The organism is Myxococcales bacterium, assembly GCA_016703425.1.
Taxonomy (GTDB): Bacteria; Myxococcota_A; Polyangia; order Polyangiales; family Polyangiaceae; genus JADJCA01.
In genome coordinates this window covers 319444-333962 of record JADJCA010000029.1, presented here as the reverse complement: position 1 = coordinate 333962, position 14519 = coordinate 319444, and the positions used below count along the sequence as shown (strand labels likewise).

General features: G+C 69.1%; 14 protein-coding genes. 7 read left to right on the top strand and 7 right to left on the bottom strand.

Going from position 1 to position 14519, the window contains the following annotated elements; genetic code table 11:
* Nucleotides 1-33: 33 nt before the first annotated feature.
* A complete protein-coding gene (locus tag IPG50_34855) occupies nucleotides 34-597 on the bottom strand; it encodes a hypothetical protein (GenBank protein ID MBK6697333.1) in 564 nt (187 codons plus the stop codon).
* Nucleotides 598-658: 61 nt separating this feature from the next.
* On the bottom strand, nucleotides 659-958 hold the full coding sequence (locus IPG50_34850; GenBank protein MBK6697332.1) for a hypothetical protein: 300 nt from the start codon (nucleotides 956-958) through the stop codon (nucleotides 659-661).
* A 481-nt stretch (nucleotides 959-1439) separates the two neighbouring features.
* Between IPG50_34850 and amrB the strand changes: the two genes are divergently transcribed.
* Genes amrB through amrS form a run of 3 tightly spaced genes read left to right on the top strand, consistent with a single transcriptional unit; the run spans nucleotide 1440 to nucleotide 3891 of the window.
* Complete coding sequence (amrB, locus tag IPG50_34845; protein ID MBK6697331.1) at nucleotides 1440-2261, top strand: AmmeMemoRadiSam system protein B; 822 nt, start codon at nucleotides 1440-1442, stop codon at nucleotides 2259-2261.
* Nucleotides 2258-2821 carry an AmmeMemoRadiSam system protein A gene (gene amrA / locus IPG50_34840; GenBank protein MBK6697330.1) on the top strand — a complete coding sequence of 188 codons (564 nt, stop codon included), beginning with the start codon at nucleotides 2258-2260 and terminating at the stop codon, nucleotides 2819-2821. Before amrB ends, amrA begins: the two co-directional genes overlap by 4 nt.
* Nucleotides 2818-3891 (top strand): AmmeMemoRadiSam system radical SAM enzyme, encoded by a 1074-nt coding sequence (amrS, locus tag IPG50_34835; GenBank protein ID MBK6697329.1) that lies wholly within the window; start codon nucleotides 2818-2820, stop codon nucleotides 3889-3891. Before amrA ends, amrS begins: the two co-directional genes overlap by 4 nt.
* Before the next feature lie 30 nt (nucleotides 3892-3921).
* On the opposite strand, the gene IPG50_34830 is transcribed toward amrS, so the two are convergent.
* On the bottom strand, nucleotides 3922-5262 hold the full coding sequence (locus tag IPG50_34830; protein MBK6697328.1) for a VWA domain-containing protein: 1341 nt from the start codon (nucleotides 5260-5262) through the stop codon (nucleotides 3922-3924).
* A 116-nt stretch (nucleotides 5263-5378) separates the two neighbouring features.
* The gene (locus tag IPG50_34825; protein ID MBK6697327.1) at nucleotides 5379-7997 is read right to left on the bottom strand and encodes a PAAR domain-containing protein; all 2619 of its coding nucleotides are present in this window, start codon (nucleotides 7995-7997) and stop codon (nucleotides 5379-5381) included.
* 231 nt (nucleotides 7998-8228) lie between these two features.
* On the opposite strand from IPG50_34825, the gene IPG50_34820 reads away from it, so the two are divergent.
* From IPG50_34820 to IPG50_34810, 3 genes are all read left to right on the top strand, one after another.
* A complete protein-coding gene (locus IPG50_34820; protein MBK6697326.1) occupies nucleotides 8229-9011 on the top strand; it encodes an NUDIX domain-containing protein in 783 nt (260 codons plus the stop codon).
* A gap of 102 nt (nucleotides 9012-9113) precedes the next feature.
* Complete coding sequence (locus tag IPG50_34815) at nucleotides 9114-10196, top strand: band 7 protein (GenBank protein ID MBK6697325.1); 1083 nt, start codon at nucleotides 9114-9116, stop codon at nucleotides 10194-10196.
* Nucleotides 10197-10199: 3 nt separating this feature from the next.
* Complete coding sequence (locus IPG50_34810) at nucleotides 10200-11093, top strand: NAD(+)/NADH kinase (GenBank protein ID MBK6697324.1); 894 nt, start codon at nucleotides 10200-10202, stop codon at nucleotides 11091-11093.
* 20 nt (nucleotides 11094-11113) lie between these two features.
* Here IPG50_34810 and IPG50_34805 read toward each other — a convergent pair whose 3' ends face one another.
* Entirely contained in the window at nucleotides 11114-11638 is a 525-nt protein-coding gene (locus tag IPG50_34805; GenBank protein ID MBK6697323.1) for a zf-TFIIB domain-containing protein, read from the bottom strand.
* 128 nt (nucleotides 11639-11766) lie between these two features.
* On the opposite strand from IPG50_34805, the gene IPG50_34800 reads away from it, so the two are divergent.
* Nucleotides 11767-11949, top strand: coding sequence for a hypothetical protein (locus tag IPG50_34800; GenBank protein MBK6697322.1), 183 nt, complete (start codon nucleotides 11767-11769; stop codon nucleotides 11947-11949).
* Between the two features lie 398 nt (nucleotides 11950-12347).
* Here the strand turns inward: IPG50_34800 and IPG50_34795 are convergent, their stop codons facing one another.
* Entirely contained in the window at nucleotides 12348-12953 is a 606-nt protein-coding gene (locus IPG50_34795) for a MarR family transcriptional regulator (GenBank protein ID MBK6697321.1), read from the bottom strand.
* A gap of 380 nt (nucleotides 12954-13333) precedes the next feature.
* A complete protein-coding gene (locus IPG50_34790; GenBank protein ID MBK6697320.1) occupies nucleotides 13334-14476 on the bottom strand; it encodes a hypothetical protein in 1143 nt (380 codons plus the stop codon).
* Nucleotides 14477-14519 lie beyond the last annotated feature (43 nt).

The window sequence follows — 14519 nt, the reverse complement described above, 5'->3', positions numbered from 1 at the left end:
CGCGGGGAACGCGTCCGGCGTGAGGGCTCCGCGTTAGGGCTCCGCGCAAAAGGGCTCGGGCGGCGTCCCCTCGCAATGCATGAACGCGTTCTCGCGCATGACGAGGGGCGGCGCGCCGCATCGCGCCGAAGGCGCTGCGAGGCGAGGATCACAAACCTCGCGCAGGTCGTCGAGCTCGGTGCACCAGCGCAACGACACGGTCGCGCTCTTCTTGGCGAGCGTGCCCGCTTGCGCGTCGAAGCCCGCCGCCATCTCGTATTCGAGCCACGCGACCTGGTAGCCGACGGTCCCTTGCTTCGCTTCGATGGCGCGGCGCGTGAGCACGCCATCGCGCATCGAGTTGGTCCACGAAATGGAGAACGGCTTTAGCGCGCGCGTCTTCTCAATGGCGCACTTGCGCACCGCGTCCTTGCACTCGTCGTTGCAGACGCCCTCCGGCATCACGAGGCCGCAGTCGCGCGGCACCGTTCGGTCGCGGTGCTTGGCCTGGGCCGCCTCGAGCCAACATCCCGGCGGAAAGGCGGGCGCTGCCGCGCGGGGTGCCCCCGCCTCGCAGCCTGGCAAGAGGAGCGCAAGAAGAAGGCCGTGGCGACGCACGACCTTCTCGTAGCGCGGAGACGGGCCGGCGGCGAGGAGACGCAACCGTGCCCTGAGGACGCTACTTGTTGCAGGTGCTCCCGCACGAGTCGAGGCACGAGCAGAGCTTGCTGTTGCAGCTGCTCACGCACCCGGAGTAGTTCGGGTCTGGCGACGGCAAGCCGGTCGCCGGGTCAACCTTCGTTCCATCTCCGCAGGCGGTCGTGCAGCTGCCGTGTGCGTCGTTGCACTTCTTCTCCTCGTCGGCGGAGCAGACACCGCCGCTGCAGGCCGTCGTGGCCACGGGGCCAGCGAGCGCGATGAGGGCTGCGGCGGCGGAGAAGAAGAGCGAAGCACTGAGACGAAGCGACGACAATGACATGGTGAAACTCCTTCAACTTGAACCGAGTGACTCGGCGATTGTCCTACGAGCTGCACCCCGCGCGCCAAAGACTGGCGGGCCGTCGAGCGAAGCAACAATCGTCTAGTGTTCATGAGATGGCCTCCGAGGTCCCGCCCGGCCCGCGTCATCGGTGACGCGGAGCGCCGCGCCGGCGCCCTCGCGAAGGGCCCTCGATGACGCGGAAGGCACCTGGGTTCCACCGTAAAACCACCAAGATCGACGCGACGTTGAAGCGTCTCGAAGATTCAATCGGCGACCTCCCGGAGACGCGACGCGAGGCCCGTCGCGCATCGCGATGAGCGCGATGACAGCCTCCGCGCTCGCGGGGAAGCGCCGGATCGCAGCACCCGAAGGAGAGTCGCAGGGCATCGTTGATCGTCCTGGGTGGCCAACTTTCGCCCAGAGACCTGGCAAAGACCTTGCGCCGGTCGGGCAACATGCGCACCCATAGGGGCGTCCCATGCGACCGCAGCTCGACGCAAGCAGGCCCAGCGCCGTGGCCGGCACCTTCTACCCAGAAGATCCGGAGGCGCTCGGCGCCCTCGTCGACCGACTCCTCGGCGCCGTGCGGCTCGACGCTAGCGAGCCGTCGCCGAAGGCGCTCGTCGTCCCTCACGCCGGCTACGTGTATTCGGGTGCCGTCGCGGCGAGCGGCTTTGCGAGGCTCGCCAGCGCCCGCGACGTTGTGACCCGGGTGGTGCTTATCGGTCCGGCTCACCGCGTGGCCGTGCGCGGTCTCGTCTGGCCCGGCGCGCGCTCTCTCGCGACGCCCCTCGGAAGCGTCACCGTTGATCTAGAGGCGCTTCGTCAGATTCCGGAGGTCGAGGCGAGCGCCTTCGCCCACGCGAGCGAGCACTCGCTGGAGGTGGAGCTCCCCTTCTTGCAGCGCGTCGTCCCGCGAGCCGAGGTGGTGCCGCTCGCTGCTGGCACCGCCAGCGCAGCGGAGGTCGGTGAAGTGCTCGAAACGCTCTGGGGCGGCCCCGAGACGCGCATCGTCATCAGCACCGACCTATCGCACTACCTGCCGTACGAAGAAGGCAAGCACCGCGACGAAGCCACGGTCGCGCGGATCGTCGCGCTCGATTCGGAAGGCGTCGACCACGACCAGGCCTGCGGCGCCACGGGGCTCGCAGGCCTCTTGTGGGTTGCGCGCCGCAAGGGACTCACGGCGCGGCTCTACGATCGACGAAGCTCCGGCGACACCGCCGGCGACCGCCGCCGAGTGGTCGGCTACGCCGCGTTGGGCTTCTCGGAGCCCGAGAGTTCGGGAGGCCTGTCATGAGAGTCGATGAGGCCGAAGGCAAGAGGCTGGCTGCCTACGCCCGCGCGGTCATCGCCGAAGCGTTGGGCGGCACCCGCGCTAGCAAGCCACATTCGCCGGCCATCGACGAAGAGGGCGCGACCTTCGTCACGCTGCGGCGTCGCGACGGCGACCTCCACGGCTGCATCGGCGCCTTGGAGGCGCAGCGCACCATCGTCGACGACGTCGCAAAAAACGCCGTGGCGGCCGCGCTCTACGACCCGCGCGCTCCGGTCATCACGCTGCGCGACGTCGCCGAGCTCGACGTCGAAGTCTCGCTGCTCTCGCGCCTCGAACCCATCGAGTTCGATGGCACCGAGGGGGGCGCCGTAAGGGCCCTCGTGCCGTTTCGGGACGGCGTCGTCCTCGAGCTGGGCCACCGTCGTGGCACATTTTTGCCTCAGGTTTGGGAGACGTTGCCTCGCCCGGTCGACTTTTTGGAGCACTTGAAAGAAAAGGCGGGACTCGCCAAGACGTTCTGGTCTCCTGACATTCGCCTGTCCCGCTACACGAGTCGCAAGTGGCTCGACCGAGCCTCATGACCGAAAACGCGCCGCATCCCGGCCGCTACTTCAGCAAGACCCACGACGGCCGCGTCCGCTGCGAGCTCTGTCCGCGCGACTGCGTGCTCGCCGAAGGGCAACGCGGCATGTGCTTCGTACGGCAAAACGTCGGCGGCAAGATGGTGTCGACGACCTACGGTCGCTCGTCAGGCTTCGCCCTGGACCCCATCGAGAAGAAGCCGCTCCACCACTTCTACCCGGGCTCGAGCGTCCTCTCCTTCGGCACCGCCGGCTGCAACCTCGCGTGCAAGTTCTGCCAGAACTGGGACATGTCGAAGTCACGTGACATGGACACGCTCGCCGCCGACGCGACGCCGTTGGCGATCGCCAAGGCTGCCCGCGAGAGCGGCGCCAAGAGCGTCGCCTTCACCTACAACGACCCGACGATCTTTCCCGAATACGCGATGGACGTCGCCGACGCTTGCCATGAGCGGGGCATCAAGACCGTGGCCGTGACGGCTGGCTACATCTACCCGAAGCCCCGAGAGGAGTTCTTCTCAAAGATCGACGCGGCGAACGTCGACCTGAAGGCCTTCACGGAAGAGTTCTACTTCAAGCAGACAGCGGCTCATCTCGCGCCGGTCTTGGACACCTTGAAGTACCTGGTCCACGAGACCAACGTGTGGACCGAGATCACGACGCTCCTCATCCCAGGCCTCAACGACTCCGACGCCGAGCTCGTCAACCTCTGCGAGTGGGTCGCGCGCGAGCTTGGTCCCACGGTCCCGATTCACTTCACGGCCTTCCATCCAGACTACAAGATGCAGGACGTCCCTCCGACGCCGCCGGAGACGCTCAAGCTCGCGCGCAGCATCGCGCGAGCGCTAGGCCTGCTCTACGTCTACACCGGCAACGTTCACGACTACGACGGCGACCAGACGCTGTGTCCGTCGTGCAAGACGCCGGTCATCGAGCGCGACTGGTACGAGCTCTTGAAGTACCGCCTCGACGCCGAGGGGCGTTGCGCGTCTTGCAAGGCCGAGGTGCACGGCGTGTTCGCTCCCACCGCCGAACGTTTCGGACGGCGGCGCATGCGCGTGACGGTGTAGCCGCTACGCTCGGGCGCGGGGCGCGACGCCTCAGCGAACGACGCCGCCCTTCGTGGCGCAGCCGAACGCGATCGAGAGCTTCCCCTTCTTCGCGCGGATGTCGCTGCACGTGGCGGGGCACAGCTCCACGCGCGTCGGCGCGTTCGCGTCGTCGTAGTGCCAGCCGGTGCCGCCGGTGCAGTCCTTGTTGTACGTGAGCACGTCGTCGACACCGTTGACGTTCGCCACGACGTTCACGGCGTTGATGTCGAGCTTCTTGCCGTCGGGCGGGCTCGGGAGCGGCACGTTGCACGACAGCTCCTTGCCGCGAATGGCTTCGAGTGCGGCCAGCAGATCCGCCGACGTCTTGGCCGGGTTGCCAACGGTCACGAGCGTGGCCGTGGATGTACCTCCGCCGGCGGCGATCTCGTTCAAGTTCGTGAGGCTTGCGCCGACACCGATGACGTAGGTTTTGAGCGGCGTCTTCGCGTCGGCAGCGGCGGCCTGCGCCACGCCCTTGACGACACCGATGGCTTGGGGCGTCGCGTCGCCGCACTCGGTGGGATCGCCGTCGCTCACGAGGACGATAGCCGTGATCTCGTTGGGGCGCGCCGCCGCGACGGTCTTCGCGTAGGCGATCGTGCCCTTGAGGGCGATCTCCGTTGGCGTGTTACCGCGCGGGGTCTCGCTCGCGATGGCGCCTTTGAACGCGGCCGCGTTGGGCAAGGCTTGCATCGCGACGGCAGGCGTCTCGTACGCGGAGGGCTGGCACATCGTGCCGCCGGCGCCCTGCTTGGGGAAGAACCCCATCGACGCGGAGAGGCCCGCCGACTTGGGATCCGCGAAGAACGTTTCGACCGCTTGCCCAACCGGGACCCACTTCGCGGCCGGGTCAAAGAACAGCGTTTGGCTGCAGCCCGCGGGGCTCGCGCAAAGAATCGCCGGTTCGCCGCCCACCGTCCCCGAGGGGCACGGCGAGCCGTTGTAGTTCGCGCTGGTGGCGTTCGGAAACGTCAACGCCCCAAGCTGGCCCGCGGGGTAGCACGCGTAGAGATCGCTGTTTCCGCTGGGCCCCGTCAGCGTCAACGTCTGGCACACGACGTCGCCGCCGCCGCATGAAGAGATGCGCATCTTGTCGCCCATGCTCCCGCTCTTGTCGTAGAGGAAGACGAGGTTCAGGGGCTTGAGCGTGGCTTCCTGTTGCGAGGTGGCGCACGCGGCGAGGGAGCCGAGACCGCTGCCGGGCCCGGCATCGTTGCTAGAATTCACGAATCCGGGACCGCCGTCGCCCACCCCCTCTGCGGTGCCAGCGTCTGCGGGCCCGCAGGCGTTCGCGAGCACAACGACGAGCGATGCGGCGAGGAGGGTCGTGCCGTGGTGGGGGCGGAGCATGCCGCCTACTGTGACACGCATGCGCCCGGATCAGCGGCGATCGTCCCGTAAATCCCAGGAACGTCCTCGCGGTCGGGACGCTCGCGAGACTCGCCGCGGTACGACCCGCCTGTTGCCTATCGGCCGAGCAAACGCTGAAAGAAGTTGAGCGTGCCCCCGCCCCCGGCTGCGCTTGCGTCACCTAGGGCGCCGGCGCTGTTGCTGGCGATGTCGCGGCCCTCGGTGCGGACCACTTGCCGAGCCACGGCCGCGAGCGCACCACCGTTGGTGCCGTCGGGCGCTGCCAGCGCGCGGGCCGCGGCCTCTCCGCCGTAGGAGCGGAGCGATTGCTGAAGCACCGTGAAGCGAGCGTCGCGCGGCACTTGTTCCATGGCGCCGGCGCCGCGGCCCAACGTTTCCACCGCTTGGTCGGGGCGCACGCGGTAGACGCCGGCCTCGGCGTCGAAGCCGTAGCGGTTTCCGTCGCTGGCCACGCGCTGCGACGCGCGCGCGCGCATCGCGTCGTCGCCCGAGGGACGGCCGCCCTCTTCCGTAGGCCGCGCATTGGCATCTTCCGTCGGCCGCGCCTCGCCGTCTTCGCCGGGTCGCGCGTTGGCGTCTTCCGTCGCCCGCGCCTCGCTGTCTTCGCCGGGCCGCGCGTTGGCATCTTCCGTCGCCCGTGCACCACCTTCTTCGGCGTCCGCGCCGGACGACGGACGCGTCGCGAGGCCCTCTTGGGTGAGCTCGCTCGCGAGGGCCGACGCGCGCGTCGGCTCGGCTTCGGCGCACGAGGTGCAGGTGCGAGACCCGGTCGGTGGAGTCTTTGCTTCTGACGTCACCACCAGGCGCGATAGATCACAAAGGTCGCGGACATTATGGCCTTCCGCGTCCGAATAGTAGCGATTGTAGAACTCGTAGTCGAGGACGCCTCGTTGCCCTGGGACGCCGCCGAGCTCGGCCGGGATCGCATCTCCTTGCGCCGCGCCGACGGCGCGGTGCCTACCCTCGAGGACGAACACACGATCGTCGGCGAGCGTTCGTCCGGCCGTCAGTCCCGCCTCCGCGTCCGCCGAGTAGGCGCCTTGACCGGGGTTGATCGGCGCGCCGGTGCGCGCATCCTCGGCGCGAAAGCGGACGCGATCCGGACCTTCGGCCGGCCGATAGATGACCCAACTTTCACCATCGGCGCCGCCGCGACGAAGGATCGCTGCGTCCTCCGGGAGACCTTCCGCGATGCTGGGCCGCGGTGGCGGCAGCGCCTGGTCGACGAGAGCGGGCCGAAGCGGGATATGCGCTTCCGGGCTCGTCCGAGGCACAACCTCGCCGCGAAGACTCAGCGCGTTGCCCTCGGCGTCGTAGGCGTGTCCGTGCGGGAGGCGCGAGACCTCGGCGGCTTGGCGAGGGTGCCCCGGATCGATGCGCTGGTAGGGGCTCTCGTCGGCGCGGCGCGTTTGATAGAAGCCGCCACCGCCCGTGGTTCGACCGCCCGGGGGCTCGACCATCATCTCGCCACCGGGCGTGCCGATGAAGCGCCCCACCGGCTCGCCGGTGCGCGGGTCAAGGCCGGCGGCAGAAGCGCCGAGGTCAGACCCCGTGTCGTCGCCGAACTCGGCCCCGTCATCGGTGCCGCTCCCGCCCTCCAAGTCGACGTCCGCCTGACCGTCGGCCTGGCCCAGCGCCGCGCCGGTCTCGGCGGCGCGCACGCTGCCGCCGGCGCCAACGCCAACGAGCGCGCTGGTCGCGGCGCCAATGGCCAGCGAGCTTGCCTGCTGCAAAGCGCCGGTCACGAGCGACGGAAGGGCCGGCATCGCCCCGCTGAGCACCGAACCGACACCGCTCGATGCAGCTTGCAACAATTGCCCAGAGGCCGCCGCGGCGAGGCTCTGCCCCGTGACAGCGCCCGTGGCGACGCCGAGCGCCATGCCACCGGCCTGTTGAAGCGCTCCGGCGACGCCTTCCGGAAGCGCGGGCAGCGCGCCGGCCAGCAGGGCCCCGAACTGATTCGATGCAAGTTGCAACAATTGACCGCTGAGCGCGCCGGTGAGACCGCGCAAGAGAACCGCTGCGACACCGGCAGCTGCGCGCCCACCGGCGCCGCCGCCGCTCGCGGTCGCCGACGCGCCACCGATGAGCGTGCGCCCCGCGCCGGTGATGACCGTACCGCCGCAGTGCGACGCATCGCCGACGCGCGTCAACGGCTTGCCGTTGACGTAGACCGTGGCGCTGCCGTGCGAGAGCTTCTCATGACCGTGACCGCAGCCGTCGGCGGAGGCGCGGGCGACGGCGCGGCCCTCGATGAACACGTTCGGCGAGCCCGCTGCGATCTGCCCGCAACCGCCACCGAGCGACGCGGCGCCGGGCGACGGCCGCGACGCGGCGCCAACGATCGCGGACACGAGCGCGCTCGGTCCGCCGAGCGAGAGGCCGGCCAACGCTCCGACCACCGCACCCGCGGCGGCCACCGATTGAAGGGCGCCGCCGCCGCCGCCATGGCGGCCCACGCGATCGCCCACGCGGGCCGCGGCGCGACTGCCGGCATTGCCCTGTGAACCCGAATGCGGTCGGGCCAAGAGCGACGCGACGGGCGCCAAGAGCGGCAGGGCCACCGGCGCGATGGTCGACAGGGACGGAACGACTTCGCTGATGGGCGCGCCGGCCAGGGCGCGGTCAACGGCCCCGACGGCGGTCGTGGCGAGCGGCATGGCGGCGGAGGCGCCGAGGGCGGCGACGGAGGCAGCGGTTCCAGTGCGAGCCATGACCGCTCCCACTGCAGCGGGCGGGCCATTGGCTCCGCAAAAAGCCCCCCACGAAACGCTTCAGCAAGAGGGGGCGCTGGCGCCGATCACTCGCGGCAATGGGTCACCAAGTTGCGCTGCAAGATGCCGCAATGCTGACGTAAAACGGGGATGCTCGCCGCCAGCGTGGGATCGCTCTTGCCCCCAGCCTTGACATAGATACCAGGAGCATATATGCTGTTGGTATCTAAGATGGCGCGCGCTCCCAAGTCACCGCAACCGAAACGTGCCGAGGGCGCTCCGCCTACCGACGAGGCGGCGTTCCTCACCGAATACGACGCGAGCGAGTACGAGCGGCCGTCGGTCACCGTCGACGTCGTCCTTGTGTCGGTCAAGGGCGACGCCCTCGTCACGCTCGTCCTCGAGCGCGACGACCACCCGCACAAGGGCAAGGTCGTCTTGCCCGGCGGCTTCGTGCGCATCGACGAGTCACTCGAGGAAGCTGCCGAGCGCGTGCTCCAGGGCAAGGCCGGCCTCAGCCACGTCTTCTTGGAGCAGCTCTACACCTTCGGCGGCGTGCGCCGTGATCCGCGAACGCGCGTCATCACGGTCTCGTACTTTGCGCTCGTTGCCGCGGAACGCTTCCCGACCGAGGGTCGCGACGGCAAGGGCATGACGGCCCGCATCGACGTGCCCTGGGCCGGAGAGACGGGCGGCGCCGTCGAGCTCAAGGGACCTCTCGGGCAAACGCTCGATGTTGGCTTCGATCACGCCGACATCGTCGGCATGGCGGTCAAGCGCCTGCGCGGCAAGCTCGGCTACGCGCCCATCGGATTTCAACTTCTGCCAGAGCGATTCACGCTCCTCGACCTGCAACGCGTTCACGAGATCATCCTCGGGCGCGACCTCAACAAGGACTCGTTCCGGCGCAAGATGCTCGCCTCGGGTGAGCTGGAGGCGACGGGCCGCCACGAGATCGACGTGGGCCACCGCCCCGCCGAGCTCTACCGCTTCCGCCACCGCTCCGCCGTGTAGCAGGCGACGACGACGCTCCGACACTCGTGGACGGACGGACCGCGCCGGTCGCGGTCCTCCGTTCACGCGCGCCCGCGAAACCTCAACCGAAAGGACAGTCCCATGGGTGAAGTCAGACGTTTTGGCCCCTTCGGTCACTACCGCGCCGAGTCGAGCTCCTACGTGCTCCGCTTCCGTGGCGGACGGTTGCTCGCGCGCGGTCGCGCCCTCGGCTTCTGGTTCCTCGCGCTGAGCACCAGCGTGGCGGAGGTGCCGGTTGACGACCAGGAGCTCGCCTTCCTATTCCGGGGTCGCACCACAGACTTTCAGGACACGCACGTCCAAGGCGCCGTGACGTTCCGCATCAAGGAGCCCGACAAGCTCGCCGAGCGCGTCGACTTCTCGATCGATCTGACGACGGGCGCGTTCCGCAAGAAGCCGATCGAGGCCCTCACCGAGCTCGTCAGCCAATTGGCGCAGCAGCTCGCCGTCTCGTGGATCGGCGAGCATGACCTTGCGACGACGCTGACGAAAGGACCGGCCGAGCTCCGCCTCTGCATCGAAAAGGGGCTCGTCGCCGACGGAGCGCTCTCTGACCTCGGCCTCGATGTCGCGACGGTGCGCATCGTCGCCGTGAAGCCGGCCCCTGAGCTGGAGCGCGCTCTCGAGGCGCCGGCGCGCGAGCGCATCCAACAAGAGGCCGATGAAGCGGGCTTCGCGCGGCGCGCGCTCGCCGTAGAGAAGGAGCGCGCCATTCAGGAGAACGAGCTCCAGAACCAAATCGAGTTGTCGCGGCGCGAGGAGCAGTTGATCAGGCAAAGGGGCGTCAATGAAGAGCGCCGCGTGACCGATGAAGCAGAGGCCGAGCGCGTGCGCAACGAAGCAGAGCTCGCGCGAAGGCGCCGCGGCGTCGAGACCCGCGCCGACCTGATGCGCATCGAGGCGAGCGCCGAGGCGGAGCGCACGACGACGACGGCCAAGGCGCAAGCGGAGGCGGTGCGCCTCGTCGAGACCGAGAAGGTCGCCGCCGAGAAGGAGCGACTCCTCTCCTACAAGGACCTGGCACCCCACGTGCTCGCGGGCATGGCGGCGCAAGAGCTGGCGGGCAAGCTGCAGAAGATCGAGCACGTGCGCATTGAACCCGACACGCTCGCGAACCTCATGCGCGGCCTTGGCGGCGCCTTCGCGGCGCCCAAGGAGTCTTGAGCCGTGGGCATCGTGAGTCCTCGCGCGGTGCTGGTGACGCGCGCCACCGACTACGAGCTCGTGGTGGCGCGCCACGGCACGCGGGCGCAAGCGGAGTTCTTCCTGAAGGGCCGCGGGCAGACGCTGGAGGCCGCCGACCAACGCCACGCGAAGCAGAAGGAGGCGGAGCAAGCGGCGGCAGCGGCGATCCCGCGCGCGTGGCGTCGCACGCACGTGGCTCGAAGCGACCTGTGTCGCTTCGTCTTCGACCCGACCGACGTCATCGTGGTGGTCGGCCAAGACGGCCTCGTGGCCAACGTTGCCAAGTACCTCCGCGGGCAACCGGTCATCGGCATCAACCCCGACAAGGCGAGCTACGACGGCGTCCTCGTGAAGCACGCGCCGAAAGACGCCAAGGACCTCTTCGGTGCCTCTGCCGATGGCCGCGCCCGTGAAGAGCGCACCATGGTCGAGGCGCGGCTCGACGACGGCCAACGGCTCTTGGCCATCAACGAGATCTTCGTCGGGCATCGCTCGCATCAATCGGCGCGGTATCGGCTTCGCGCGAAGGGCCTCGAGGAGCGTCACTCGTCCTCGGGCGCGGTCGTCGCCACCGGCACCGGCGCCACCGGATGGGCGCGCTCCATTCACCGCGAGCGCGTCGCAGCGCCGCCTATGCCTTCGCCGACGGAGCCGGGCCTCGCCTTCTTCGTTCGCGAGGCGTTTCCCAGCGTGGCGACGCAGACGTCGCTGACGCAAGGGCTCCTCACGGCCGAAGAGGCGCTCGAGATCACTTCGGAGATGAACGAGGCGGGCGTCGTGTTTGGCGACGGGATCGAGGACGACCGACTGGAATTTCCCTGGGGCATGCGCGCCCGCATCGCCGTGGCCAAGGAGCGCCTTTGCTTGGTCGCGTGAACCCAACGACGCCGCTCCGCTCAGTGAGCCATGAGTCGCTCCACGAAGGCCAAAACGACCTTCGCGAGCTCGGGGACGCGGTGACCATGGTTCACGAGCGGCGGTCCGCCGAGGAAGAGCGCGAGGAAACCGACGGTGACCCAGGGCGAGTGTTCTTCGTCGGCGGAATCTTGCGCCGCGTCGGCTTGCCGTACCGGCGGCGGTGGTGACGGGACCATGGCCCGTCGCTGCGCGTCTCGGACGACCTCCAGCATCGTGGCCGTTGAGAGGGCCGAGCCTTGAGCAAGGACCTTGGCCACCTCATCTCGATCGAACCAGACACCGTGACGCGTGCAGACGTCGAGGTCGACGCCTTCGAATCTTGCGCGCACCGCGCTCGCACGGCACTCGGGACACAGGACAGCGGGAACGCCGGACGGTCGTGCGTGCGCACACGACTCGAGTGTGGCGGCCACGACTTCGAGGTTGCCGGGCGTGGGGCCGGCGCCGACCCATAGCCCGCCGCAGCGGGAACACCCGGAGAGGCGAGCCGTCGCGGTTGTCATCAGGGCAACGCCACAACGGGGACAACGAAAGGCCACCCACCATCGATGGCCATGCCGCTGAGTCCTGCCAAGAACAAATGCGACGCGCCGTGGAGGATTTGTCCGCTTCCACGTGGTGAGCGTCCGTCGTGATTTCCAACAGCGTCCTCGAGAGCCTCGCGGCGCACATCGAAGTCAGCTCGGCGACCAAGCCCATCGGCAACTACGATCTGACCCGGCTCGGAGGCCGCGTCATGCGCGACACGTGCCGCAACCGGCCGTCGATGCGACCTGCACCGAAATGGTGCGGGGCCTCAAGACCTCCGGCGTGAGCAACAACGGCGGTCGCCTCACGAAGGAGTGTTGACAGCGCCTCTCCGCCGTCGACGCCAAGGGCGGCGACCAGATTCGCGCCTGCGCCAACGCGAAGAAGAAGCGCGCGCGGCTCCGCGCGGTGGACCTGACGCGAACCAGTCACTCTACTGGTGCATGTCCGATCTCTCGCCAGCGCATGTCGACGCGACCTTCGGGGCGCTCCAAGCCGCATCGCCGAGCTCGCGGTGTGTAGCCGCGGCGGGGAGCGCCTTTGGAGACACCCTTGCGAGAGGTCGATGTCCGATATGAACAAACGGGAACAACGAGTGGAAGTCGTGCGTCGACGTTGGCCAGGGCCTGCTGGTGGGCCAGCAAGCTCCTCCGCGCGGCGCGGGACACCGCTTACTGAGCGGGGCTAGGACGCGAGATCCGCAGCGCTGACGGTCCGGAGGTCCCACGCATCCGGTGCGTCGCGCTTGAGCGATGGAGCTGGCGAGAAGGGAGGCGCAGCGACTCCGTCCAGGAGAAACCCCAGGAGGCTGGTGCGTCGAAGGAGTTGAAACAGGGGCGGCAGCGTCTCGCGAAGGTTTCGATCGCAGGGAATGTGAGTCTGGATGGCAAGCTGCGTGAGCGGCTCCCCGAGAAACTCCAGTGCGATGGACTCGGCTGCGTCTTGAACGGTGCCGAGTTCTTCGTCGTCGGGGAGCAGGTCCTCGAACAGCGGGGCGAGGGCTTGCTGGCCGAGTGGCGTGAGTTCGACGATGCGATAACGGCGATCGAACGGGTGTGGTCGTCGTTGCACGAGGCCAAGGCCTTCGAGCGCCTTGAGCATTCGACTCACGACGGGCGCGCTGACGCACATCTCGCGAATGATGCCAGCCTGCATCATCGGGTGATCACGCAGCAGAATCATCAAGTCCGCGCGGGCGGGCGTGAGGTCCGCGACCCTGGCGAGTTGGCGGGCCCAATGGTTCACGAGGAGCGTGGTGCGTTTGAAGGTGAGTTGCAGCGGCGGGAGCATGGCGTGGCAGACGCACAGGCTGGGCCAGCGCGCCGGGGCCCGGCCCGGCGCCGCGGGCCCGGCGGGGGCCGAGGGGCGCAAGACCGGCAGTTTGCATGCTAATTGATGCGGCAGCGGCCCGGGCCTCCCCCCGCCCGCCGGTCGCCCTGATGCGCGCCGGGCGCAGTCGTTCGTGTCCACGGCCACTCCCGGACGTCCGGCGGACACCCGCGGAGGCGATCGTGCCCGCTGCGCGGATCGGACACTTGCACCGCAGCCAAGTGCACCGGCACGCCGATCCCTTGTGCATCGGAGCGCGCGTCACGCTGCATCAGACTCACCGGCGATCGGCGTCGGCGCGTGTCCGCCCCTACGACAACGAGCTTTGAGCGAGAGTCCGCTCAGCGCTTCGTGCGTCGCCCAAAAAGCCCCAGGAGGGCCAGCGCGAGGCCCAGCGCGAATGCGCCACGCGCCGGCGAGCCGCTGGGGGACGCGACGGCGCATCCCCCATCGCTGCTCGGCGTGACGGGCGAGTTCGTGTCGGGCGTTGTGCCCGGGCTGCCCTTCGCGCCGGCGTCGTTGCCCGACGACGACGAGCCGCTCGGCGACGGCGTTCCTGGCTCCGGCGCTCCCGCGTCGGCGGCCGGTGACGCGCCCGCATCGGGGGGCGCTCCCGTGCACGGTGCGCCGGCCGTGACCGACACGCCGCTGAGCTCGGCGTCGGCACCGAGGGCGCCGGCCGTGAGGAGCGCCGCCGCCGTCGTGTCGTCTTTCAGGTTCGCGAGAAAGAACGCGGTGGCGTAGCGAGCGTGAACGTCCTGGCGAGTGGCGTTGGCCGACCCACCGCAGAAGACGCCGCAGGCCGCGCCACGCGAAGCGTTCTCACCGTCGCAGTGGGAGGCGCCCACCACGTCAAAGACGATGCTGGGGCCCGTCGATTGCGCCTTGTATGCGGCCCATCCGCCTTGGTTGTTGCAGCCACCTGGCGCGGCGAAGAGCGACAAGATCGGCGTGCAGATCTTGGGCATTGCCGTCTTGCCCGCGTTGGCTTTGTCGACGGGATCGAAGAGGACCGTTGCGCGCGGCCGAAGCTCGGCCGACGCCACGGAGGTCGCGAGGCCTCCCGCGCTGTGTCCCTCGAGCCCGATGCGGGCGCCGTCGACCTTGCCCTTCGCCCCCGACGAGAAGCCCGGGTCAGCGAACGACTTGGCCAGCGAGACGATGACGTTCTTCTGCGTGGTCGGGTCCGGGTTGAAGGGGCTCGGCAGATCGGGGACGACGACGACGAAGCCGTAGCTCGCGAAGTGTTCGGCCCACCCGAGCTGGTTGTCCGAGCTGGCCGACCAGCCGTGGCTCGCGATGATCAAAGGGTGCGGGCCCGCCGTCGTGGGGACCACGAGGAACCCGCCCGTCGCTCCGCCTACGGCGCCGAGCGCGGACGTCTTGAACGCTACGGGCCCCGGATCCGCGTAGTCGGCGGACGCGGTAAAGGCCCAAGTGAACAACGCCGCGAACGCGGCACCTCCCCCGAAGAATCGATGCATGGCGGCGGCGAGTGTGCCCTACCGATCGGAAGGCGCAAGCCCG